Annotated in this window: 18 protein-coding genes and 2 riboswitches; of the genes, 13 read left to right on the top strand and 5 right to left on the bottom strand. The window is 28.0% G+C overall.

Annotated features, from left to right (window positions below; all coding sequences use genetic code 11):
- The first annotated feature begins 41 nt into the window (after nucleotides 1-41).
- The 5 genes from purF (at nucleotide 42) to purD (ending at nucleotide 6,405) form a co-directional block, all read left to right on the top strand.
- Nucleotides 42-1,490, top strand: a complete 1,449-nt coding sequence (purF, locus tag ACYUEW_RS16205) for an amidophosphoribosyltransferase (protein ID WP_265204129.1) — start codon at nucleotides 42-44, stop codon at nucleotides 1,488-1,490.
- Between the two features lie 59 nt (nucleotides 1,491-1,549).
- Nucleotides 1,550-2,545, top strand: a complete 996-nt coding sequence (gene purM / locus ACYUEW_RS16200; RefSeq protein ID WP_460277309.1) for a phosphoribosylformylglycinamidine cyclo-ligase — start codon at nucleotides 1,550-1,552, stop codon at nucleotides 2,543-2,545.
- A gap of 126 nt (nucleotides 2,546-2,671) precedes the next feature.
- On the top strand, nucleotides 2,672-3,289 hold the full coding sequence (purN, locus tag ACYUEW_RS16195) for a phosphoribosylglycinamide formyltransferase (protein ID WP_460277307.1): 618 nt from the start codon (nucleotides 2,672-2,674) through the stop codon (nucleotides 3,287-3,289).
- Nucleotides 3,290-3,502: 213 nt separating this feature from the next.
- Nucleotides 3,503-5,002 carry a bifunctional phosphoribosylaminoimidazolecarboxamide formyltransferase/IMP cyclohydrolase gene (purH, locus tag ACYUEW_RS16190; RefSeq protein WP_265204131.1) on the top strand — a complete coding sequence of 500 codons (1,500 nt, stop codon included), beginning with the start codon at nucleotides 3,503-3,505 and terminating at the stop codon, nucleotides 5,000-5,002.
- A gap of 161 nt (nucleotides 5,003-5,163) precedes the next feature.
- Nucleotides 5,164-6,405 carry a phosphoribosylamine--glycine ligase gene (purD, locus tag ACYUEW_RS16185; protein ID WP_043032229.1) on the top strand — a complete coding sequence of 414 codons (1,242 nt, stop codon included), beginning with the start codon at nucleotides 5,164-5,166 and terminating at the stop codon, nucleotides 6,403-6,405.
- Nucleotides 6,406-6,571: 166 nt separating this feature from the next.
- On the opposite strand, the gene ACYUEW_RS16180 is transcribed toward purD, so the two are convergent.
- Together ACYUEW_RS16180 and ACYUEW_RS16175 are read right to left on the bottom strand one after the other, a co-directional pair.
- Nucleotides 6,572-7,666, bottom strand: a complete 1,095-nt coding sequence (locus ACYUEW_RS16180) for a Ger(x)C family spore germination protein (RefSeq protein ID WP_003484108.1) — start codon at nucleotides 7,664-7,666, stop codon at nucleotides 6,572-6,574.
- A 90-nt stretch (nucleotides 7,667-7,756) separates the two neighbouring features.
- The gene (locus ACYUEW_RS16175) at nucleotides 7,757-9,163 is read right to left on the bottom strand and encodes a spore germination protein (RefSeq protein ID WP_042384449.1); all 1,407 of its coding nucleotides are present in this window, start codon (nucleotides 9,161-9,163) and stop codon (nucleotides 7,757-7,759) included.
- Between the two features lie 93 nt (nucleotides 9,164-9,256).
- Between ACYUEW_RS16175 and ACYUEW_RS16170 the strand changes: the two genes are divergently transcribed.
- From ACYUEW_RS16170 to mgtA, 3 genes are all read left to right on the top strand, one after another.
- On the top strand, nucleotides 9,257-10,369 hold the full coding sequence (locus ACYUEW_RS16170) for a GerAB/ArcD/ProY family transporter (RefSeq protein ID WP_459583955.1): 1,113 nt from the start codon (nucleotides 9,257-9,259) through the stop codon (nucleotides 10,367-10,369).
- 106 nt (nucleotides 10,370-10,475) lie between these two features.
- Nucleotides 10,476-10,880 carry an HNH endonuclease signature motif containing protein gene (locus tag ACYUEW_RS16165; protein WP_460277304.1) on the top strand — a complete coding sequence of 135 codons (405 nt, stop codon included), beginning with the start codon at nucleotides 10,476-10,478 and terminating at the stop codon, nucleotides 10,878-10,880.
- Between the two features lie 73 nt (nucleotides 10,881-10,953).
- Nucleotides 10,954-11,115, top strand: a riboswitch (M-box (ykoK) riboswitch).
- 367 nt (nucleotides 11,116-11,482) lie between these two features.
- Nucleotides 11,483-14,128 carry a magnesium-translocating P-type ATPase gene (mgtA, locus tag ACYUEW_RS16160; protein WP_191597438.1) on the top strand — a complete coding sequence of 882 codons (2,646 nt, stop codon included), beginning with the start codon at nucleotides 11,483-11,485 and terminating at the stop codon, nucleotides 14,126-14,128.
- Nucleotides 14,129-14,351: 223 nt separating this feature from the next.
- Here the strand turns inward: mgtA and ACYUEW_RS16155 are convergent, their stop codons facing one another.
- Nucleotides 14,352-15,245 carry an MBL fold metallo-hydrolase gene (locus tag ACYUEW_RS16155; RefSeq protein WP_265203657.1) on the bottom strand — a complete coding sequence of 298 codons (894 nt, stop codon included), beginning with the start codon at nucleotides 15,243-15,245 and terminating at the stop codon, nucleotides 14,352-14,354.
- Between the two features lie 560 nt (nucleotides 15,246-15,805).
- On the opposite strand from ACYUEW_RS16155, the gene ACYUEW_RS16150 reads away from it, so the two are divergent.
- The 5 genes from ACYUEW_RS16150 to ribH all read left to right on the top strand — a co-directional run bounded on the left by ACYUEW_RS16150 (nucleotide 15,806) and on the right by ribH (nucleotide 21,573).
- Nucleotides 15,806-17,242 carry an aminoacyl-histidine dipeptidase gene (locus ACYUEW_RS16150; RefSeq protein ID WP_265203656.1) on the top strand — a complete coding sequence of 479 codons (1,437 nt, stop codon included), beginning with the start codon at nucleotides 15,806-15,808 and terminating at the stop codon, nucleotides 17,240-17,242.
- A gap of 61 nt (nucleotides 17,243-17,303) precedes the next feature.
- A riboswitch (FMN riboswitch) is annotated at nucleotides 17,304-17,422 on the top strand.
- 223 nt (nucleotides 17,423-17,645) lie between these two features.
- Nucleotides 17,646-18,740 carry a bifunctional diaminohydroxyphosphoribosylaminopyrimidine deaminase/5-amino-6-(5-phosphoribosylamino)uracil reductase RibD gene (gene ribD / locus ACYUEW_RS16145; RefSeq protein ID WP_003484123.1) on the top strand — a complete coding sequence of 365 codons (1,095 nt, stop codon included), beginning with the start codon at nucleotides 17,646-17,648 and terminating at the stop codon, nucleotides 18,738-18,740.
- Between the two features lie 176 nt (nucleotides 18,741-18,916).
- Nucleotides 18,917-19,570 carry a riboflavin synthase gene (gene ribE / locus ACYUEW_RS16140; RefSeq protein WP_460277301.1) on the top strand — a complete coding sequence of 218 codons (654 nt, stop codon included), beginning with the start codon at nucleotides 18,917-18,919 and terminating at the stop codon, nucleotides 19,568-19,570.
- Nucleotides 19,571-19,871: 301 nt separating this feature from the next.
- Nucleotides 19,872-21,077, top strand: a complete 1,206-nt coding sequence (locus tag ACYUEW_RS16135) for a bifunctional 3,4-dihydroxy-2-butanone-4-phosphate synthase/GTP cyclohydrolase II (protein WP_003484126.1) — start codon at nucleotides 19,872-19,874, stop codon at nucleotides 21,075-21,077.
- A gap of 31 nt (nucleotides 21,078-21,108) precedes the next feature.
- Complete coding sequence (ribH, locus tag ACYUEW_RS16130) at nucleotides 21,109-21,573, top strand: 6,7-dimethyl-8-ribityllumazine synthase (protein ID WP_030036266.1); 465 nt, start codon at nucleotides 21,109-21,111, stop codon at nucleotides 21,571-21,573.
- Between the two features lie 276 nt (nucleotides 21,574-21,849).
- Here the strand turns inward: ribH and ACYUEW_RS16125 are convergent, their stop codons facing one another.
- Both ACYUEW_RS16125 and ACYUEW_RS16120 read right to left on the bottom strand, forming a co-directional pair.
- On the bottom strand, nucleotides 21,850-22,602 hold the full coding sequence (locus tag ACYUEW_RS16125) for a sulfite exporter TauE/SafE family protein (protein ID WP_003484130.1): 753 nt from the start codon (nucleotides 22,600-22,602) through the stop codon (nucleotides 21,850-21,852).
- Between the two features lie 25 nt (nucleotides 22,603-22,627).
- Nucleotides 22,628-24,487: an LTA synthase family protein gene (locus ACYUEW_RS16120; RefSeq protein ID WP_003484132.1), complete on the bottom strand. Its 1,860-nt coding sequence runs from the start codon at nucleotides 24,485-24,487 to the stop codon at nucleotides 22,628-22,630.
- Between the last annotated feature and the right edge of the window lie 157 nt (nucleotides 24,488-24,644).

The following is a 24,644-nucleotide window of genomic DNA, read 5'->3' as shown; positions in this document are numbered from 1 at the left end:
GAGATTAAACTTAAAAAATAGAAAATAAGTGGGGAGTAAAAATGAGTATGTGCTATATGTTAGATGATTTAAATGAAAATATGCCCTTTGATTTAGAAGGAGATAAGTTTAAAGAAGAATGTGGGGTATTTGGAGTATTTTCTAAAGATAATGAATCAAAGTCAGCGGAAATAACTTATTACGGATTATATGCTCTTCAACATAGGGGACAAGAAAGTGCAGGAATAGTAGTATCTGATGGAGAAAAGTTTAAATATCATAAAGGTATGGGTCTTGTATCAGATGTTTTTAGTAAGGAAACCATAGAAGGATTAAGAGGAAATTCTGCTATAGGGCATGTTAGATATTCCACTACAGGAGCTAGTAAATCAGATAATGCACAACCTATAGTAGGTACTTATAAATTAGGCTCTATTGCCATAGCCCATAATGGTAATTTAGTTAATGCAGCAGTTATAAGAGAACTTTTAGAAGATGGTGGATGTATTTTTCAAACTTCTATAGATACAGAAGTATTATTAAATTTAATAGCAAGAAGCGCTAAAAAAGGTATAGATAAAGCAGTAGTAGATGCAATACAAGCAATTAAAGGTTCCTATGCTATTGTTATACTTACAGAAGATAAATTAATAGGAGCACGTGATCCTCATGGTATAAGACCTATGTGCCTGGGGAAAATTGGGGATGACTATTTACTAAGCTCAGAAAGTTGTGCTTTTGATTGTGTAGGTGGAGAGTTTATAAGAGATATAGAACCTGGGGAAATAGTTATTATAGATGAAAGTGGAATAAATTCAATTAAGTTCGCAGAAAAAACAAAATGTCATACCTGCGCTTTTGAGTATATATATTTTGCAAGGCCAGATAGTACTATGGATGGTATAAATGTTTATGAATCAAGGGTTAGAGCAGGAAGAAAACTTTATGAAGAATATCCAGTAGAGGCAGATATAGTTATAGGAGTTCCAGATTCAGGTATACCAGCTGCAGTAGGCTATGCTGAAGCTTCAGAAATACCTTATGGTATAGGATTTATAAAAAATAAATATGTAGGAAGAACTTTTATAGCACCTTCTCAAGAATTAAGAGAAAAAGCTGTATCTGTAAAACTAAATCCACTTAAAATAAATGTAGAAGGAAAAAGAGTAGTAATAATAGATGATTCCATAGTAAGAGGAACTACTAGTAAAAGATTAGTACAAACATTAAGAAAAGCTGGAGCTAAGGAAGTTCATTTTAGAGTATCATCTCCAGTGGTTAAATATCCTTGCTATTTTGGAATAGATACTCCTTATAGAAAAGATTTAATAGGTGCTCACTCAGAAGTAGAAGAAATAAGAGAAAAAATAGGAGCAGATAGTCTAGCTTATATAAGTATGGAAGGCTTAGTAGAAACACTTAATAAAGATAAAGGTTTTTGCTTGGGATGTTTTAATGGTATATATCCTATATCTGCACCTATAGAAATGCCTAAAGATAGTTTGGAATAGGAAATTTAAGTTTTTTTATTGGTAGAATAACTAATAATTTAAAGAAGGGAATGTTATTCATGGTATCTTACAAAGAAGCTGGGGTTAATATAGAGGAAGGTTACAAATCTGTAGATCTTATAAAAAAACATGCTTCAAAGACATTTACAAAGGGAGTATTAAATAATTTAGGAAGTTTTGCAGGAATGTTTGAACTTCCTAAATATAAAAATCCTGTATTAATATCAGGAACTGACGGAGTTGGAACTAAATTAGATATAGTCTTTAGAATGAAAAAATATAATACAGTGGGAATAGACTGCGTAGCTATGTGCGTAAATGATATATTATGTCATGGTGCTAAGCCGTTATTTTTCTTAGATTATATAGCTTGTGGAAAATTGGAAGCAGAGGTTGCAGCTCAGCTTGTAGAAGGGGTTAGCAATGGTTGTATCCAAAGTGAATGTGCTCTAATAGGTGGAGAAACAGCAGAAATGCCAGGCTTTTATAGAGATGAGGAATATGATATAGCTGGGTTTGCTGTAGGTATAGCAGAAAAAGATGAAATAATAGATGGAAGTAAAATAGAGGATGGGGATATATTAATAGGTATAGCATCTTCAGGACCTCATAGCAACGGATATTCTCTTATAAGAAAATTAGTAGAAGATTTACATAAAGATTTTGAAGGGGATAAAATAGGAAATACTCTTTTAACTCCTACAAAAATATATGTAAAACCTGTAATGAAACTTTTAGAAAAATATAATATAAAAGGTATGGCTCATGTAACTGGAGGAGGTTTTTATGAAAATATTCCTAGAATGTTTAAAGAGGATTTTACAGCAGTTATAAATAAAAATTCTTATCCATTACCAAATATATTTAGCCATTTAATGAGTTTAGGGATAGAAGAAGATCATATGTACAATACTTTTAATATGGGGATTGGTTTTGTATTATGTGTAAATAAAAAAGATGGGGAAGATATAATAAAAGACCTGATAGAAATGGGAGAAAAGGGTTATAAAATAGGATATGTTAAAAAAGGAGATAAGTCTGTTGAACTAATTTAAAAAATAGTGCTAAAGGATTTATAATAAAAATTAGTTTATAGGTTAGAGCTTTAAAATAATTAATTGAGGAATTAATTATTTATAGAATATACATGAAAAATTTTCTTTAAATTAAAGGAGAATAAGATGTTTAAAATTGCAGTGCTTGTTTCAGGAGGAGGAAGCAATCTTCAATCTATAATAGATAAAATAGAAGAAGGATATATAAAAAATTGCAGGATAGAAATGGTTATAGGGGATAGACCTAATATTTATGGTATAGAAAGAGCAGAGAAAAAGGGGATTAAAACTTTAACTCTAGATAGAAAAATATATAAAAACGATCTATCTAATAAAATATCTGAGTGTTTATATGGAAAAGTAGATTTAATAGTTTTAGCAGGATGGCTTTCTATATTAAATGAGGATTTAATAAATAAATTTGAGAATAGGATAATAAACATACATCCTTCATTAATACCAAGCTTTTGCGGAGGTGGAATGTATGGTATAAAAGTGCACCAAAAAGCATTAGAATACGGAGTAAAAGTATCTGGGTGTACTGTGCATTTTGTAGATGAGGGTACAGATAGTGGACCTATAATAATACAAAAATCTGTACCAGTTTTTGCAGAAGATACAGCAGAAATATTGCAAAAAAGAGTTCTAGAAAAAGAACATGAGGCATTACCAGAAGCTATAAAACTTATAAGTGAAGGAAAAGTAAAATTACAAGGAAGAAAAGTTTTTATTAAAACATACTAAATTTATAATAATGAAAAAATTACTATTAATATAAATGAAACTAATAGAAAAATGTGTTTAGAGTAGATTAAATTTATTGAAATATAAAAAATTGTAGTTTGTAAATTGAAATAGTGCCACTTATATGTTTTCTTTGAAAGAAGGTATATTGGTGGCAGTTACTTATGACAGATAAATAAGATAATAAAAAATATTGAAACTGGGGGAGTTTAAGTGATAAAAAGAGCATTAATAAGTGTATTTGATAAAACAGGAATTTTAGATTTGGCAAAGTTTTTAGAAAGTAGAGATGTAGAAATAATATCTACAGGTGGAACTTATAAACATTTAAAAGAAAATGGAGTAAAAGTAATAGATATAGAAGAGGTAACAGGTTTTCCAGAAATGTTAGATGGAAGAGTAAAAACATTAAATCCTTTAATTCATGGAGGCATACTAGCTATAAGAGATAATGAAGAGCATATGAAGGTAATAGAAGAAAAGGGCATAAACCCTATAGATATTGTAGTAGTGAATTTATATCCTTTCTTTAATAAAGTAGAAGAAAATTTAAGTTTTGATGAAAAAGTAGAGTTTATAGACATCGGTGGACCTACTATGATAAGAGCAGCAGCTAAAAATTTTAAAGATGTAGTAGTACTAACAGATACTAAGGATTATGAAAATGTCATAGATGAAATAAAAGAAAATGATCAGGTTAATATAAAAACTAGAAAAAAATTAGCAGGAAAAGTTTTTAATCTAATGTCAGCCTATGATGCAGCTATAAGTAATTTCTTATTAGAAGAGGAATATCCAGAATACTTAACTCTATCCTATAAAAAGAACATGGATTTAAGATATGGAGAAAACCCTCATCAAACAGCAGCTTATTACACATCTACTGTTGGAAAATATCCTATGAAAAATTTTGAAAAGTTAAATGGAAAAGAATTATCCTACAATAATATAAAGGATATGGATATAGCTTGGAAAACCGTTTGTGAATTTGAAGAGGTGGCTTGTTGTGCATTAAAACATAATACACCTTGTGGTGTGGCTATAGGAGATACTGTACAGGAAGTTTATACTAAGGCTTATGAATGTGATCCTATATCTATATTTGGTGGCATAGTTGCTTTTAATAGAAAAGTAGATAAGGAAACAGCAGAGAATCTTGCAAAAATATTTTTAGAAATAGTTGTAGCACCAGATTTTGATGAAGATGCTTTAGAAGTATTAAAAAACAAGAAAAATTTAAGGGTTATAAAATGTGAAGAAAAATCTACAGAGTCAAAAGATATGGCAAAGGTAGATGGAGGAATATTAGTACAACAGGGTGATAATAAATTATTAGAAGATACAAAAGTAGTTACAGAAAAATCCCCAACAGAGAAAGAAATGAAAGATCTTATATTTGGTATGAAAGTAGTTAAATATGTGAAATCCAACGCTATTGTAGTAGTTAAAGATGGTATGGCAAAAGGTATTGGGGGAGGCCAAGTAAATAGAATATGGGCAGCAAAGGAAGCATTAGATAGAGCTGGAGATGGCGTAGTTTTAGCTTCAGATGCTTTTTTCCCATTTGGAGATGTAGCAGAAGAAGCTTCAAAATGGGGAATAAAAGCTATAATTCAACCAGGCGGTTCTATAAGAGATGAAGAATCTATAAAGGTATGTAATGAAAAAGGGATTTCTATGGTATTTACAGGAATAAGACATTTTAAGCACTAGATTTAAATATTTTTATACAAATATATTTTAGTTAAAAGATAAAAATTTTAATAAGATATTCTAATACTAAGATAAAAGAGATATTTTTTATAAAGAAATTCCATCTCAATATTAGAATTGATTAATGTATGGGAATTAAATATATTAAAGGGGTAAAAAACATGAAAATATTGATAATTGGTTCTGGTGGAAGAGAGCATGCTATAGCTTGGAAGATAGGTAAAAATCCTTTAGTAGAAAAAATATTTTGTGCTCCAGGAAATGGATGTACTGCACTAGAGCATAAGTGTGAAAATATAAATATTTCATCCGATGAAGAACTATTAGAATTTGCTTTGAAAAATAATGTAGATTTAACTATTGTAGGTCCAGAAGTACCTTTAATGGATGGCATAGTAGATTTATTTAAGGATAAGGGACTTAATATATTTGGACCAGATAAAAAAGCCGCTTTATTAGAGGGAAGTAAGGCCTTTGCAAAGGACTTTATGAAAAAATATAATATTAAAACTGCAGCTTATGAAGTTTTTGAAGAAGAGGGAAAGGCTTTAGAATATTTAAAGAATAGTGAGCACCCAGTGGTAATAAAAGCAGATGGATTAGCAGCGGGAAAGGGAGTTGTTATAAGTAACTCCTTTGAAGAAAGTAAAAATACCTTAGAAGAATTTATGACTAAGGATAAATTTAATGGTGCAGGTAAAAGAGTTGTTATAGAAGAGTTTTTAGAAGGCCCAGAGGCTTCTATACTATCTATAACTGACGGGGAAACTATAATACCTTTCATATCCTCAAAGGATCATAAACAAATATATGATGGTGGATTAGGTTCAAATACAGGGGGAATGGGAGTTATATCCCCTAATCCTTATTGTACAGAAGAAGTATTAAAGGATTTTGATAAAAATATATTAAAACCAACCCTAAAAGGCCTACAGGAAGAAAATCTAAAATTTTCAGGAATAATTTTCTTTGGCATAATGATAACTAAAAAAGGACCGTACCTTCTTGAATATAATTTGAGAATGGGAGATCCAGAAACGGAAGCTGTTCTTCCTTTAATGGAAAGTGATTTACTAGATTTAATATTAATATCAATAAATAAAGAATTAAAAAATGCAAATATAAAGTGGAAAAAAGCTTATTCTACCTGTGTTATAGCAGCATCTAAAGGATATCCTGGAAATTATGAAAAAGGATTTTCAATAAATGGAATAGAAGGTTTAGAAGGTATATTTGGAGCAGGAGTTAAATTAGAAAATAACAAGCTTTTAACTAATGGTGGAAGAGTGTTGTGTACTCAAGCTTTAGGAGAAACCTTAGAAGAATCTATAAAAAAGGCCTATGACAAGATGAAAAGAATAGATTTTGAGGGCATATATTATAGAAAAGATATAGGAAAATAATATTAATAATAAATAGCAGATACAAGTAATTATTTGTATTACATATGTATCTGCTATTAGTAATTTTTTAATAATAAAAATTGGGTTAATACAAGTTTTGCCACAGTATCATTTTATTATTTAGTATTAACTTTATATAAAAAAGATTGTGTTAACTCTATGATATTTATGAAATAATATCAGCACTATTTCTAATTTCTACTTCTATTTCAGTTTTTAGCTCAGTATTTAAAATTATATTTTCAATATTTAATTTAGGATACCTAATATACACATCATTTTCTATATCAAATATATCTAAATTATTCTTTTGAAATTTGGAAAATACAGAAGAAGTAAGTTTATTTATTTCTTCGGCTGCTAATGCTTCCAATTTATCTATTTCATTTTTATTACCATAAAATCTTCCTTGACTTTCACCTATGGTACATATGGTTTTAATTTTTTTAGTTAAATGGATAGAACCATTTACATACTCAATTTTAGTTCTGGTCTTACTAGATAATATCTCTAGAGATATTAATTTGTTTTTATCCTGGGGATTAGAAATTTGAAATACACCTTTAGAAACTTTATTAACTAGAAAATTATATCCTTTAGTTTCCTCTGCGGAAAGTCTTGATACATATTTATCCTTGGTTATAATAGCACCACCATTTAAGAATATTTTATTTTCAGTTTCCCTCCTGTTAAATTGTATAAAACTTGCTACAGCAGTTCTATCTTTCATAAGTCTTTTATTTAATAATTCGTTTAATGTCAACTTTATGGCACTAGAGGATGTATTTATATTTCTTATTAAATCATAAACAAAAATCCCAAGAAATTTTTCATCGGGTATCTTTATGTTTAATAATTCATCTCCAGTTCCTTCAAATATGCAAAAATTGGCTCTCATTATAAATTGTTGTTCTCTTTCAAAGATGTCTATAAACTTTTCTAAACCTATATTGGCAGCTTTTTCTGTAAATATAATTGCTTTTGTTTGCTCATAATTTACTTCATTTGAAGAGCTTAAATTAATATTTTTAAGAGCATCTAGTAGAGTTTTGCCTGTACCTTTAAATACTAATCTATCTTTTTGATTGGATTCCTCTCTAACACCCTTATAGGCTTCAACAAATAATACAGGATTATTTGAGTTGTCAACATCTACAATTACAGCAGTAGCAAATAATAATTTATTTATATCTCTATAACTGAAACATCCTTGTAAAAATATATTTGAAAAAACTAATAGTACTGCAATAAATCTTTTCATGTATATCAATTCCTTTAGAAAAAAAATAGGTTAAACAAACATAAAATTAGTTTTCTTATTTCAATTTATAAATATTTATGGCTTTATTTATTATTGAGATTTTTGATTATCTTTTAATATATCATTGGATAAATCTTTTAAATCACTCCTCAAAAGTACATCTTTATAATTATATTTCTCAAAAGTACCTAAAGGATATAGGTAAGGATATCCACAACTTTGCAAAGAACTTATATGAGCTAGAAATACCATAAGCATCATATAAAATCCAGGGAGCCCAGCTATGGATGAACCAATGGATATTAAGACAGACCATATAGAAACAGCATTGTAAAATTTAGGTATTAAGAAAGTAGATATAGCAGCTAATCCAACTATAACCATGGTAGATTGCGATGTTAAGCTGGCACTTACAGTAGCATCTCCTAATATTAAAGCTCCAACAATACTCATGCTTTGTCCTATAGGCTGAGGAAGTCTAAGGCCTGCTTCCCTAGATAATTGAAAAAAGAACATCATAAGAAGAACTTCAATTATAGTTGGGAAGGGTACTCCAGCCCTAGCTTTAGATAATCTAAATATGAACATATAAGGAATTAAAGAAAAATGATGAGTAGATAAAGCTAGATAAAGTCCAGGTAAAAAAAGAGAAATACCTAGAGCAGCCCATCTTAATAATCTGCTTATATTAGCAAAGGACTTTTTTTGATAATAATCATCTGCCATATTAATATTTTCAATGAAAAAATGAGGAGCAGTTAAGACAAAAGGAGTCCCATCTACTAATATTCCAACTCTTCCCTCAAAAATTTTAGAGCATACCACATCTGCTTTTTCACTACTAGATATAGTGTCAAAAAGAGTATTTTTCTGAGTAAGAAGTTCTTCTATATAGTTGCTTTCAATAACAAATTCAAATTTAGCTTTATTTATTTTGTTCCTTATATAATTTGTTAAATCTTCAGGAGCTTTATTTTTTAAATAGCACATAGCTACTAAAGTGTTAGATTCTTCTCCCAAAGTAAATTTTTCTACCTCAAAATTTTCATTTTTAATTCTTCTACGTATTAAAGAAAGATTATCCATGATGGACTCTGTAAACCCTTCTCTAGGACCTTTTATTACGGATTCTGTTACAGGAGAACTAACAAAACGTTTAGCAAAACCTTTAGCTTCTACAGAAAGAATTCCTTCAAAAAAATCCGGTATTATAATTACATTGCCTGATAATATACTTATTATAGCCTCATCTATATCTGATATTTCCTCTACAGAACTTGCAGCTAACATTTTTTCTTTTATATTTTTTATATTATAAGTATAATTATTGTCCTTAATTAGAGGATAGATTATATATTCACTTATAAAGCTAGAATCACATAAGTTGCTAATAAATATTAAATGTAGGGTTCCTTGTTTACAAGAAACATCTCTGAATACTATATCAAAATTATTTTTTAATCTCTTTTTTATAGTATTATAAAAATCAATATTCATATTAATCACCATTTTTATTATTAGTAATAATTGCGAATAATATTCTAATATAGGTCAAGAATTAAAATAAAATATTATAAAATATAAGGAGGAATAAACATTTTTAAGTTAAATTCAAAGCATGTGGCTTTTATAATATTAGGAACAGTTATAGTATCATTAAAAACCTATCCAGAAATATTTATTATAAATGGTAAGACTAGTAGTTGGGTGGCTACTATAATAGCTTCACTGATTATATTTTTATATTATCTATATATAATCAATGTAAGTAAGAAAATTCGTAAACATAGTTTATGGGAAGTTTATGAATACGCCTTAGGAAAGCGCCTAGGAAAGTTATTTCAGATTACATTTTGTTTAGGATTATTTTTTTCTCTTTTAGAGAGCTGTAGTGTGGATGCTAATGCTATGAATACTAATTTACTTCAAAATACTCCACCTTGGTTTTTTGTTATAACATTTATATTAAGTGCTAATTATGTATTATTAAAAGGGCAAAGAGCTGTAATTTTAATGAGTTTAATCGGAATAACGCTTATATCTATTGCAGGTATAAATTTAGTAATACTTACAGCTAAGTATAAAACTTTTAAATATTTACTTCCCATATTTCCTAACGGTATAGATAGAGGGTTTATCATATGTATAATTCAGATATTAGGACTATATGGATGTGTAGCCATAGCGTATCCATATTTTCAAGGAATTAAAGATAAAAAAGCTGCTTTAAGAGGAGCAAATATAGGATTACTTATAGTTATACAAATGATAATAGTGTCTATAACAGGAGTAATATCTACTTTTGGAACTAATAGAGCTGTAACATTAGCTTATCCTAAGCTTATTCAAACTCAACTAGTAAGTTATTCAGGTTTCTTAGAAAGTGGAGAATTTTTTGTTATGCTTCAAATGTTAGCAGGTTGGTTTGTAAAATATGTATTAAGCTTTCAAGCTTTATTACATTTGTTAAAACACTTTAGAATAGAGGATAAAAAGCAAAGGATAACTATATGGGTATTAAATATTATAGTAATGATTGTATGTTTTTTTATGGCAAAAAATACTTATAGATTGTTATACATATTAGGATTCTATCCATATATATATTTAACTTCTTTTATAATAATTCCATTTATAATTTTTACTATAGCTTTAATAAAGAGTAAAAAAAAGCAAAAACTATATAAGGCTAGAAGATATTAATTAATAATTTTAAATTGGAAAAAATACAACTATTTTCAAATTACTTATAATATTATTTATGATATAATATTATTATAATATTATATTTATAAGGAGTGAATAGCTTTTGCCAAGATGTGAAGTATGTGGCAGAGAAGGTGCTGAAATACACCATATAATTCATAAATGTGAAGGCGGAATGGACTTAGAAATAAATTATAAATATTTATGTGGAAGGCATCATAGAGGAAGATATAGTCCACATAAAAATAATAATATAGATATAAGTTATAAATTAGAACTACAAAATAAACTGGAAAATTTATTTGTAAAAGAGTATTATTCATTAGGAAGTATTCAAGCTATATTAGATATTAATAGAAATAAGGGCAAAAAAATAGTACAAGGCTTAAAAATATATAAAGAAGGCTATAAATCTGAAGATATAATATATAAACTTATGGGACAAAAACATTATAGTGAATATAATTTATTTGAATCCGAAGAGTTTATAGCTTTAGGAGCGATATAAAGAGTAAATTTAAAAAATATGAAAAATTTCTTGACAAAATTCTATATAGAGAATAATATATTACTATAAATTGAATAAACCTCGGTAGGTGAGGTTACTACAAGGATACGGGTTGTTGCCGTAAAAGGATGGAAACATTCTTAACTGGTTAGCAGATTTTGCCGAACAAAGAAGGCATAATCTAATACAATTTCATTGCCTTGTAGAGCCAAAACTTGAACGAGAAAGTGTTGTTAATATAATACCTTCGCCATGTTTAAGTTTGGCGAAGGTTTTTTATTTTGAAATTTAGGAGGTGAAAAAGAATGGAAGCTGGCGGGAGTAGTATGGACAGTGGAGGTAAGCTTATATATTTAGAGAAAATTTTATATATGATTATTAAACTCTATTCTTTTTCACTGGAGTTTAACATAAAATTTATATGACAAAACTCTTCATATATGCAAGTCTTTAGTAAGATTTTTTATCTTCAACTGTTCTTTACTAAAATAATTCACCAATTATTATTTAACCGCAAATTTAATTTTATTTTTTTAAAAGGTTAAACTATATGTAATTAGCCTTTAGTTTGTTATTGTTTTTAGAATTTGGAGGTGTGAATTATGATGAAAAAAAGAATATTCAATGTTGAAGACATGTCAAAAAAAAGCATAAATAATCTTATAGAATTTAGCAAAATGGATTTAAAAAACGTTTATAAAAAATTAAACACTGATGTAGAAGGTCTAACAATAAATCAGGTAGAAAAAAGCAGAGAAAAATGGGGATTAAATCGAGTAGAACAAGAGAAACCAATACCATGGTACATTCAGCTAATTAAAGCTTTTATTAATCCCTTTATATTAGTTTTATTAGTTCTTGCAGGAGTATCTTTGATAACAGATGTTATATTAGCAGCACCAGAAGACAGAAGTTTTATAACTGTAATTGTTGTTTCTATAATGGTAACAATAAGTGGTTTTTTAAAATTTTTTCAAGAATTTAAATCAAATAAAGCTGCTGAAAAGTTAAAAGCATTAATAAAAACAACTGCTGCTGTATGTAGAAAAGAATCAGGAATTAATGAAATAGATATGAGTGAAATTGTACCTGGAGATATGGTATATCTTTCAGCAGGAGATATGATACCCGCAGATATAAGAATAATAACAAGCAAAGATTTATTTGTAAGTCAATCTTCTTTAACAGGTGAATCTGAGCCTGTTGAAAAGTATTCAGTTCTAAAGAATAAAAATGAAAATTTAAATGTAAGTGAACTTGATAATATCTGTTTATTAGGGACTAACATTATAAGCGGAAGTGCTACTGGGGTAGTTATAGCAACTGGAAACCAAACATATTTTGGAACTATGGCTTCAACACTTACAGAAACTAAAAACTTAACAAGTTTTGAAAAAGGTATAAATAGTGTAAGTATGCTTCTTATAAAATTTATGTTTATTATGGTTCCTATAGTATTCTTTGTAAATGGGATTACAAAAGGAGACTGGTTACAAGCTTTACTTTTTGCAATATCCATAGCTGTTGGTTTAACTCCAGAAATGCTCCCTATGATTGTTACAACTAATCTTGCTAAGGGTTCTGTAATTATGGCAAAACAAAAAACTGTAGTTAAAAAACTTGACGCTATACAAAATTTTGGAGCAATGGATGTTCTTTGTACTGATAAAACAGGAACTTTGACCCTTGATAAAATTGTTGTTGAAAGATATTTAAATGTACATGGAGAGGAAGATAATAGAGTATTAAGACATGCTTATTTAAATAGTTTTTATCAAACTGGACTTCGTAATTTAATGGATGTAGCAATACTAAATCATGGAGAAGAAAATGGCTTTAGTGAGCTTGAAAAAAATTATTTGAAAGTGGATGAGATCCCTTTTGATTTTACAAGAAGAAGAATGTCTGTAGTATTAAAAGATAATGAAGGTAAAAGACAACTTATAACAAAAGGTGCTGTAGAGGAAATGATTTCAATTTGTACTTTAGCTGAGTACAAAGGTAATGTTGTAGAGCTTACTGAAGATATCAAAAATAAAGTTCTTAATATGGTAAAAAAATTAAATAGTGAGGGCATGAGAGTTATTGGGGTAGCACAGAAAAATCATATTCCAGATGAAAATAGTTTTAATGTAAAAGATGAAAGTAATATGGTTCTTATGGGATATATAGGATTTTTGGATCCTCCAAAGGATTCTGCAAAAGAAGCAATAAAAGCCCTTAAGAAAAATGGAGTAGATGTAAAAATATTGACTGGTGATAATGATTCAGTAACACTAAAAATTTGTAAAGAAGTTGGATTAAAAGCCAATAATATTCTTTTAGGAAATGAAATAGAAAAAATGACAGATGAAGAATTGGGCGAGACCATTGAAAATATTAATGTTTTTGCAAAACTTTCTCCACTTCAAAAATCAAGAATAATAAAATTACTTCAAAATAATGGACATACAGTAGGCTTTATGGGAGATGGTATAAATGATGCCGCAGCTTTGCGTCAAGCAGATGTAGGTATTTCTGTTGATACTGCAGTAGATATAGCCAAAGAATCAGCTGATATAATTTTATTAGAAAAAAATCTTATGGTTTTAGAGCAAGGAGTTATTGAAGGAAGAAAAGTCTTTGGAAATATTATAAAGTACATTAAAATGACTGCAAGTTCAAATTTTGGGAATGTATTTAGTGTATTAGTAGCTAGTGCATTCTTACCATTTTTACCAATGATGCCAATACATCTTTTGATACAAAATTTATTCTATGATGTATCTCAAGTTTCTATTCCATGGGATACTATGGATGATGAATATTTAAGTAAACCAAGAAAATGGAATGCAGATGATATTGGAAGATTCATGATTTTTATAGGTCCAATAAGTTCTATATTTGATGTGATAACTTATTTAGTAATGTGGTTTGTATTTAAAGCTAACACTCCGGCCATGCAATCATTATTTCAATCAGGTTGGTTTATAGAAGGCCTTTTATCTCAAACTCTTATTGTACACATGATAAGAACTAAAAAAATAGCTTTTATCCAAAGTAGAGCTACAGTTCCAGTGCTTTTATTAACAGGAATTATAATGACAGCAGGTATTTTTATACCATTTACATCCTTTGGAATCTCTGTAGGATTGCAACCATTACCATTTTTGTACTTCCCATGGCTTCTAGGGATTTTATTAGCTTATTGTGTACTAACACAATTCATAAAGAAAGTATATATTAAAAAGTTTAATAGCTGGTTATAATTAGAATTTAAAATAAATAGTTTCATACTAGAATTTTGGTAATATATATTTTTGAGTAAAATAAAAAATTATTAATAATTTTGGAAATCAATGATATAAAAGTGTAAATAAAAAAATAAATAATAGCAGTCTTTTTTAATTAGAAATAAAATTAAAAAAGACTGCTATTGTTTGGTATGTATTTTCAAAACTATTAATTTTTATTTAGCTAAAATTTAAGTTTTTATAATTTTTTAAAATAATAAAGTTTACCATCCTCTATAGAATAGTCAATAAGATTTTTATGGAAAAGGTAAGTTATAAAGGCACTTAGAGCACCGATATATAAGTGATATTGATTAAAGTTTAGTTTTAAATCTTCTAATATTGCAAGGTTTTCTAAGATGTCTTCTTTAGTTAGAGGTTGATCTAAAAGTTCTAAAATTATATTTATATGCTTTTCTATATTTTTCATGTTTTTATCCACTAAATTTATTATTTCATCTTTTTCTAACACTCTATCACAGTGACTTATAACAAAATAGTCTGCCTCTATATTTTTTATAATTTCTAAACTCTTTATAGATTCTTCTAAATCATAGTAGTAAGGAAGAGAATATTTTTTTATTGTTTCATCACTAAAAATACTGTCTCCTAAGAAACATACTTTTTCAGGTGTAATAAGTCCTATTTGTTCTGGTGAATGCCCCTTAAGACTTATAACTTCAAATTTTTCATCATTAATTTTGTTTATTCCATAATCTAATATGTAATCTACACTTATATTTTTATTGCTTTTATATATAAGTTTTATTGGTGAAGCAGAAAACAGCATAGCTGCATTTAAGTCATGATTTTCCATAAATAGTTTTTCTTTAAAGGATGTATAAGTTAAACATCCAGGATAATTTTCTTTAAATAAGAGGTTACCACCACAATGGTCTAAATGACTATGAGTGTTTACTATGTATTTTGGATGAAGCCCATTTTCTAATAAAACCTCTTCTATTTTTTTCCCATCATATTTATTTTTCCCTGTATCGATCAATAAACAATTTTTATTTTTAAAAATATATACTCCAATGTTTGTAGGAAAATTTATATAATAAGAATTTCCTTTAATTTTAGTAAGTTCCATGAAATCACTTCCTTGATAAAATAATTGTTATTAATATAGATAATTTTTAATATATATTAAATTAGATAGATTTCCTAGTATACTATATAGCAATCTAAAAAAGTTTAATTTATCCCATGACTATAGGCTGTAGCACTATCACCTCTAAGAAGTGGGCATGTTAGAATTTTGAGAAAACCATTTAAAATTCTTATGTTATGCATAATAGTGTTAATAAGGAGTTCTAGGTTTTAGATGGAGTAAAAACTTTACCCGAAACTTAGAAATCTGTTTATATATAATTTTAAGACACTATAAATTTTAACAGAAAAGAGACTACTTTTAAAATAATAATAACATAATAAATTTTTATAAGTAAACCTTATGAATTTTAAAAATATAATAATATAATAAAAATTATTATAAAATAATGAAAAACGCCCAAATTCAGGGCAAATAAGTTGTAATTTAAGTATATATTTAGTAGAATTAGGATAATGTCGTGTTGATACTAAATTATATATAAAATTAAGTATTGGGGTAATTTTGAAATTTAATTTTAAAAAGGGGGATATATTACAATGTTAGAAAATTTACAACCAAAATCAGTGTTTCATTTTTTTGAGGAATTAACTAAAATACCACATGGATCAGGGGATGAAAAAAGAATAAGTGATTATTTAGTTAATTTTGCAAAAGAAAGAAATTTAGAAGTTATTCAAGATAAATCTTTAAATGTAATTATAAGAAAGCCAGCTACAAAAGGATACGAAAATGCTCCTACTGTAATAATCCAAGGACATATGGATATGGTTTGTGAAAAAGTTAAGGAAAGTAATCATGATTTTGAAAAAGATCCATTAAAATTAAGAATAGATGGAGACCATTTATATGCTACAGGTACAACATTAGGAGGAGACGATGGTATTGCTGTTGCTTATGGGCTAGCTGTGTTAGATTCAAAGAATATAGCACATCCTAGTATAGAATTTGTTGCCACAACTTCAGAAGAAACAGGCATGTATGGTGCTATGGGACTAGATACTTCTAAATTAAAGGGGAAAATTTTATTAAATATTGATTCAGAAGAGGAAGGAATATTTTTAGTTAGTTGCTCTGGTGGAGTAAATCCTATAGTTTCTATACCAACAGAATATGAAAAGGCCACAGGAAAGTATATACAAATAGAAATAAAAGGATTGAATGGTGGACATTCAGGTATGGAGATTATAAAACAAAGAGCAAATGCTAATAAGTTAATGGGGAGAGTTTTATACGACTTAAAGAAAAAACTAGATTTTAATCTTGTTGAAATAAATGGCGGTTCAAAACATAATGCTATTGCGTTACATGCAACTGCAGTGTTAACTATAGATGAAAATAAATTTAATGAAGTTAAAGTTCTTTGCGATAAGCTAGAAGAAACTTTCCAAAATGAATTTAGAGTGGAAGATCCAAATATAAAAGTTGTAGTTGAAAACATAGAAAATAGGGAAAAACAGTTAACTAAAAAAGTAACAGATAATATAATAAATTTCCTACTATTAGTTCCTTATGGCGTTCAAACTATGAGTAAAGATATAGAGGGGTTAGTCGAAAGTAGTTTAAATATTGGTATAGTTGAAAATAAAGAAGATGAAATTAAGATTACAATAGCTGTAAGAAGTTCCGTAAGTAGTTTACAATTAGAAGTTGTAAATAGAATAGAGGCTTTATGCTTATTGGTAGATGCAAGATGTGTTAGGGAAGATGAATATCCAGCATGGCAATTTGATCCAGAATCTAAAATAAAAGATTTATGTGTTGATATATACACTAAGTTATATGAAAAACCAGAAGTATCAGCTATACATGCAGGATTGGAATGTGGATTGTTTAAGGGTACCATGAAAGATACTGATATGATAAGTTTTGGACCAAATTTATATGATGTTCACACACCAAATGAACACTTAAGTATATCCTCAGTGGAAAGAATATGGAAATTTTTAGTGGAACTATTAAAGAACATAAAATAAAAATTAATTATTGACACAAAGCGTGAAAAAGAGTATATTAAAATTGTAAAATTTAATAAGGTAAATCCTTCAGGGCGGGGCGTAATTCCCCACCGGCGGTAAAGTCCGCGAGCTACTTGTAGCATGATTCGGTGAAACTCCGAAACCGACAGTTAAAGTCTGGATGAAAGATAGGATTATAAATAATAATTTTTATATTGTTATTTTATTTCGTATATAAATCTCTGGAGGAAACTCTAGAGATTTTTTTATATTTAAGGGAACACTAAATAAAGTTTAAAGTATATAAAACTTTATTATGCTTTAAAAATATATATTAAAATAAGTGTTAAATATAAAAATATATTTAGGAAATTATACCACTTAAAATTAAATAATAGTTATATAAGGCGGTGTATTTAAAATGGAAGATTATAATTTTTATATGGAAAAAGCCTTAAAATTAGCTAAAAAAGGTGAGGGAAAGGTTAATCCTAATCCTAAAGTAGGAGCTATAGTTATTAAAGATAATAAGATAATTGGAGAAGGTTATCACAAATATTTTGGAGGTCCACATGCAGAAGTTTACGCTCTTAGGGAAGCTGGAGAAAAAGCTAAGGGAGCTACTATATATGTTACATTAGAGCCCTGTTCCCATTATGGTAAAACTCCTCCCTGTGCAAAGGCTATAGTAAAGGCAGGAATAGCTAAGGCTGTTATAGCTATGAAAGATCCCAATTCGCTAGTTCAAGGTAGGGGAATAGATATCTTAAAACAAAATGGAATAGAAGTTGTAACTGATATTATGGAAAAAGAAAGTAAAGAATTAAATGAAGTATTTATAAAATACATAACTAAAAAAGAACCCTTTGTAGTTTTAAAAACTGCTTCTACTTTAGATGGTAAGATTGCTACAAAAAAAGGAGAATCTAAATGGATAACAGGAGAAGAATCAAGATATAGAGTACACCAAATAAGAAATGATTTATCAGGAATAATGGTAGGGATAGGGACAATTATAAAAGATAATCCTCTTTTAACTACAAGGATAGAAGAAGGAAGAAGTCCAAAAGCAATAATAGTAGATTCTAATCTTAGAATTCCTTTAGAATCTAAAATCCTAGAAACAATTAATGCAAGAAGTATTTATATAGCTACAACTAAGAAACATAAGGATTTATCAAAAAAGAATGATTTGGAAAATTTAGGCGTTAAGATTTTAGAATTTGAAGAAAATGAAGAAGGGAAAGTTCCATTAAAAAAATTAATGCAATATTTAGGCGAAGAGGAAATAGATAGTATCCTTTTGGAGGGAGGCAGCACATTAAATTTTTCTGCACTAAAAGAGGGAATAGTAGATAAGGTTATGTGTTTTATAGCACCTAAAATAATAGGAGGACAGGATTCAAAGACAATGATAGGTGGAACTGGGGTAGATAATTTAAAAGATATGTTTAAATTACAAAATTTAAACTTTGAAAAAATAGGAGAGGATATACTTATTGAAGGTTATATATGAGTAGAAAAGTAATTCATAAGTTTTCAATAACTATTAAGTATAAAATATAAAAAATTATTAGATAAAGTTATATGAAAGATTATACAGTAAATGTTCTATAAATAGTTTCTAAATAGAATAAGTAAATTTAATAGGTGTAGTGGTTATTACACTAGATATTTAAAGAAGGTGTTAGTTTGTTTACAGGCATAGTTGAGGAAGTTGGAAAAATATCAAAAATAGAAGAGGGCAAAGACTTTCTTCATATAACCATAGAGGGAAGTAAGGTTTTAAATCCATTAAATTTAGGAGATAGTGTAGCAGTGAATGGAGTGTGTCTTACAGTAACGAATTTTAATAATAGTAGTTTTACTGCAGATGTTATGGCAGAAACTCTAAAAAAAAGCAGCTTAAAAACATTATCTAAAGGTAGTTTGGTAAATTTAGAAAGAGCCGTAACTTTAAATAAACCTCTAGGTGGACATATCGTTTCCGGTCATATAGATGGAACAGGCGAAATAATAAACATTAAAAAAGAAGGAATTGCTACATTATTGGAGGTAAAAACAAAAGAAACTTTGTTAAAATATATGGTGCTTAAGGGTTCTGTAGCGTTAGATGGTGTAAGCTTAACCTTAGTGGATATAAAAGAAAAAAGTTTTACAGTATCTTTAATACCTCATACAAAAGAAGAAACTATATTAATGAACAAAAATATAGGCGATATAATAAATATAGAATGCGATGTTTTAGGAAAATATATATATAAATTTATGCATTTAAAAAAGGAAGAAGAAGATTTAAAAAGTAATATAAATTTAGATTTTTTAAGTAAGACAGGATTTTTATAATTTAAAATTAAGATTAATTTATTAATGAATATTAGCTTAATGTGCAGTTTATACTATGTTTAAAGTATAAAGAAAAAAATTATTATTTTAAACTTTATGTAATAGTAAAATCTATATTATATTAAATAACTATTACCAGTTTTATTATGTATAACTAATAAAAAATTATGACAACAAGTTGCTGAAAATAGGATAAAAAGTTAAGAGGCGTGGATAAAGTAAGTGGCGAATAGAGCAATATATTTGCTGTATTATGTAAAATCTTTGTAGAAATTCAATAATATGTTTAGGGGGAATTTTCATGAGTTATAAATTTAATACTATAGAAGAAGCTATAGAGGATATAAAAAATGGAAAAATTATTGTAGTTGTAGATGATGAAGATAGAGAAAATGAAGGAGATCTCTTGATGTCAGCAGAAAAAGTTACTTCAGAGACTATAAATTTTATGGCTAAAGAGGGAAGAGGACTTATTTGTGCTCCCGTAAAAAAATCCAGACTGGAGGCATTAGAAATATATCAAATGGTACATAAAAATAAAGATAATTTTGGTACGGCCTTTACCGTATCAGTAGATGCAGTAGGCACATCCACAGGAATATCTGCATTGGATAGAGCCTTTACCGTATCAAAGATAGTAGATCCAAATTCCAAACCAGAGGATTTTTTAAAGCCAGGTCATGTGTTTCCTTTAGCAGCCAAAGATGGAGGAGTTTTAGTTAGAGCAGGACATACAGAAGCAGCAGTAGATATGGCAAGACTAGCAGGTTTTTCTGAAGCAGGAGTTATATGTGAAATAATGAATGAGGATGGGACTATGGCAAGGGTGCCACAGCTTATGGAATTTGTAAAAAAGCATAATTTAAAAATAATAACTATAGCAGATTTAATTGAATACAGAAGTAAAGAAGAAAAATTAATAAAGGCGCTAAAACCAGTAAATCTTCCTTCTAAATATGGAAATTTTACTGCTATAGGGTATGAAAATTTAATAACTGGAGAAGAACATGTAGCTTTAGTAAAAGGAGATGTAAAAGGAGAGGAACCAGTACTAGTTAGAGTACATTCAGAATGTTTAACAGGAGATGTATTCGGGTCTTTAAGATGCGATTGTGGTGAGCAAATAGCTAAAGCTCTCATGAAAATAGAAGAAGAAGGAAAAGGAGTTTTAGTATATATGAGACAAGAAGGAAGAGGTATAGGTTTATTAAATAAACTAAAAGCCTATGCTCTTCAAGATGAAGGTATGGATACTATAGAAGCAAATTTAGCTTTAGGATTTCCAGAAGACTTAAGAGATTATGGTATAGGAGCTCAAATATTAAGGGATTTAGGTGTTAAAAATATAAAACTTATGACTAACAATCCTAAAAAAATATCAGGACTTTCAGGTTATGGTATAAAAATAGTAGATAGAGTTCCTATAGATATGGGATGCAAAAAAGAAAATCTTAATTATTTAAAAACTAAAAAGGATAAAATGGGACATTTAATTGACATAATGTAGTTAAATTAATAAAAGATTAGGGGGAAATAAAATGAAAATATATGAAGGAAAATTAACGGCAGAAGGGTTAAAGGTAGGAATAATAGTTTCAAGATTTAATGAGTTTATAACATCAAAATTATTAGCAGGGTCTATAGATTGCTTAAAAAGGCATGGAGCTAAAGAAGATAATATAGAAATATGTTGGGTACCCGGGGCTTTTGAAATACCTGTAATAGCAAAAAAAATGGCATCAAAGGGTAAATATGATGCAGTAATTTGTTTAGGAGCAGTAATAAGGGGGGCAACACCTCATTTTGATTATGTATCTAGTGAAGTTTCAAAGGGAGTGGCTCATGTATCATTGGATAAAGAAGTGCCAGTAATATTTGGAGTATTAACTACAGATACCATAGAGCAAGCTATAGAGAGAGCAGGTACAAAGGCAGGGAATAAAGGTTATGATGCAGCTATGTCAGCTATAGAAATGTCAAATTTAATAAAAATTTTAGATTAGAATTTTAAACTTTACTAAAGTTTAAAAGTATATATTGATACAAATGCTAAGTCATTTTATTAAGGGCTTTTAAGCTTATTTTATTGAAGTAGCCTAAAAATTCTACTATTATAAAGATAATCAAAAATAAGAATCTCTATAAAATCATATAGAAATAAAAGAGCAGATATAAGTTAATTTTTATTACATTTTAACTTATATCTGCTTAAATGTTTTAATCTTCATTAAGTAATTGTTTTAAATCTTACTTGCCCTATAACTATTTGGAAAAATGTATTATGCAATGGTCTGATATAACACTTTTATAGCTATTAAAAGCGATATAGTAGTAAAAACTGGTTTTATTACTTTGGAACCTTTATTTAAAGCTATTTTTGTTCCAAGCTTAGCACCAATTATCATTGCTAAGGATACAGGGATGGCTAGCTTATAGTTTATTTGCCTATGAAAAGCAAATAATATTAAAGAGGCCATATTGCTTATAGTAGTTAATGATTTTGAATTTCCACTAGCCCTTACAAAATCAAACTTAAAAATCCCAATTAATCCTATCATCATAAAAGCTCCTGTACCAGGACCAAAAAAACCTGTATAAAAGCCTACAGAAAAAGATAGAAATATTCCTAGTAGGGTATTTTTTTTATTTAATCCATGAAAATTATTCTTTAAGCCTACATTCTTAGAAAATAAACTGAATAAAGCTACTATAACTAATAAAATAAGAACTATGATGTTTAGACAATTAGCATCAATGCCCATTACTGCGTTAACACCTAATATAGCACCTATCAATGAAAAAGGAGCTAATATTTTAAATAGCTTTAAATTAATCTTTCCAGATTGAGCAAAATTAAAACAACTTGTTAATGAAGAACAGGTAGCACAAAGCTTGTTTGTGCCTAAGGCCATATGGGGTGGAACTCCCGCCATTAAATATGCAGGTATAGTAATTAGTCCTCCACCGCCAGCTATGGCATCTATGATTGCAGCTAAAAAACCTGCAAAACATAGAAGTAAAATAGTAAACAAAAAGACACATCTCCAATCTATAAAATTAATTTAATTTATTATTTTTTAAAAGATCATGTTTAAGTATATTATCAGAAGAGTTTAATTCACTTATAGCATTATCTTTTTTTGCTTTTAATTCTTCAGTTTCATTTATTTTTTTATGAGTTTTTATATCGTAATAAGTATTTATCGGGGATATATAAAATACTTTCCCATCAGTAAAGGACCCATTTCTAAAAATTACAGATTCATTTTTGTTGTTTAAAAGATCCCTTCCAAACATAGTATTATTTTTTATATTTAATAAATTTGCTAATGTAGGGTATAAGTCTATTTGACCACAATATTCATTGTTTATTCCCTTTAATTTTTCATCAGGAGTGTGGATTATTAAAGGGACCTTTTGAAGTTCTATCCAGTTTAATTCATCTATATCTTTTCCCAGGAAATTAGACAAATCTTTTTCATTTTCTCTTGGTATAGCATAGTGATCCCCATAGATAGCTATTATAGAGTTAGCTAAAATATTTTCTTTTTCTAATTTATATAAGAAAACACCTAATTGTTCATCCGTATAATGTATAGATTTCATATAGTTTCCTAAAAGAGTTCCTTCGTATTCTTCTACATCAAATTCTCCATATTTATCTGTAGCTTCGTAGGGAAAATGACTTGTTAAGGTTACAACAAAAGAAAAATAAGGTTCTTTAAGCTTTTTCATTTTTTCTATAGTTTCATTTAAAAAGCATTTATCACTAAGGCCTAAACCTATTTTTTCATCTATTTTATAATCTTTTTCACTATAAAATTTATCAATATCCATATTTTTATACATTAAGTTTCTATTCCAAAAGTTTTCTTTATATCCATGGAATGCCGCTGTATTATATCCGTCTTCTTTAAGTTCTGAAGGAAGGGAATTAAAATGGTTACCTGCATATAAAAAGTAAGCAGCACCAGAAGGCGCTGGATATAAAGAATTATTAGTTATAAATTCTGCATCGGAAGTACTTCCAGAAGCTATTTGATAAAAATAATTGTTAAAGTATAAAGATTTATTTAAAAACTTATTTAAATTTGGAGTTATTTCTTTATTGTTTATTTTTTTATTTATAACAAAGTTTTGCAAAGCTTCTACCTGTATAAGTATTACATTTTTATATTCATAGATACCTTTATATTTAGAAGAGTTATAAGAGGTATTCTTTTGTGCCAGAACATTTTTTATGTCTTCTTTTTTATTAGAACTTACAGGCATTTTTCTTTTTATAAAGTTTGTACTAGAACAATAAAAATCAATATAATGATAGTTTAAAACTCCTAATTTTTCAGCAATATAAACTTTATTATACATAGTTGAAATAAGCTTTGGTTGTTCTTGAGATAATTTATAAAAATTTATAAACTCTATAGGTATGGCAATAATTAAAGTTATAATTATTAATTTATAATCAAATTTATAATTATTTTCAGAGAATATACCTTTACTTTTAAGTGCCAAAAATAAAGGAATTAAAATTAATATGTCTAATATATAAACTAAATCCCAAAAGTTAAAAAGCTCCAATACGCTGGACCCCACTGCCCCTAGTTGGAAGCTATTTATAAGTATAGGCAGAGAAAATAAATCCTTAAAATATCTAAAATAATTTAAATCTCCTATAATAATAATAGAAATTAAAATATTAAACAAAAGAAGAAAAATAAATCTGCCCTTTCTTTTGAAAATAAGGCTTAAAGCTATTACTAAAAGAATAGACGCAATAGCAGGATACAATATTCTACTATATTTAAAGTGTTTCAATTGAAGTTTACTACCATAAGTTAAAAGTTTTGTGAGCATAAGAATAAAAAATAAAATAATATCCCAATAGTTATATAAATATGTTTTATATTTTTTCATGTTCACCTTTCCTTTATATSATTATGAACTTCGTCTTCTTTAGTTTTTTCTTCTATATCTTCTTTTGCAGACTTATCAATTTCTTCTTCTTTATTTTTTAGAGCATCTTCTTCTACAAACTCATTAATTTTATCTGTTTCATCTTCTGATACTTTTT

Source organism: Clostridium sp. CTA-1 (assembly GCF_054768215.1).
Note: the sequence above shows the minus strand (reverse complement) of the source record. Positions and strands in the feature narration are given on the sequence as shown.

What these genes read in the sequence shown, in the direction of transcription:
- ACYUEW_RS16155 (WP_265203657.1), bottom strand. Translation starts at nt 15,245, where the DNA reads ATGGAACTTACTAAAATTAAAGGAAATTCTTATTATATAAATTTTCCT.
- ACYUEW_RS16150 (WP_265203656.1), top strand. Translation starts at nt 15,806, where the DNA reads ATGTTAGAAAATTTACAACCAAAATCAGTGTTTCATTTTTTTGAGGAA.
- purD (WP_043032229.1), top strand. Translation starts at nt 5,164, where the DNA reads ATGAAAATATTGATAATTGGTTCTGGTGGAAGAGAGCATGCTATAGCT.
- ribH (WP_030036266.1), top strand. Translation starts at nt 21,109, where the DNA reads ATGAAAATATATGAAGGAAAATTAACGGCAGAAGGGTTAAAGGTAGGA.
- mgtA (WP_191597438.1), top strand. Translation starts at nt 11,483, where the DNA reads ATGATGAAAAAAAGAATATTCAATGTTGAAGACATGTCAAAAAAAAGC.
- ribD (WP_003484123.1), top strand. Translation starts at nt 17,646, where the DNA reads ATGGAAGATTATAATTTTTATATGGAAAAAGCCTTAAAATTAGCTAAA.
- ACYUEW_RS16175 (WP_042384449.1), bottom strand. Translation starts at nt 9,163, where the DNA reads ATGAATATTGATTTTTATAATACTATAAAAAAGAGATTAAAAAATAAT.
- purN (WP_460277307.1), top strand. Translation starts at nt 2,672, where the DNA reads ATGTTTAAAATTGCAGTGCTTGTTTCAGGAGGAGGAAGCAATCTTCAA.
- ACYUEW_RS16180 (WP_003484108.1), bottom strand. Translation starts at nt 7,666, where the DNA reads ATGAAAAGATTTATTGCAGTACTATTAGTTTTTTCAAATATATTTTTA.
- purF (WP_265204129.1), top strand. Translation starts at nt 42, where the DNA reads ATGAGTATGTGCTATATGTTAGATGATTTAAATGAAAATATGCCCTTT.
- ACYUEW_RS16120 (WP_003484132.1), bottom strand. Translation starts at nt 24,487, where the DNA reads ATGAAAAAATATAAAACATATTTATATAACTATTGGGATATTATTTTA.
- ACYUEW_RS16135 (WP_003484126.1), top strand. Translation starts at nt 19,872, where the DNA reads ATGAGTTATAAATTTAATACTATAGAAGAAGCTATAGAGGATATAAAA.
- purM (WP_460277309.1), top strand. Translation starts at nt 1,550, where the DNA reads ATGGTATCTTACAAAGAAGCTGGGGTTAATATAGAGGAAGGTTACAAA.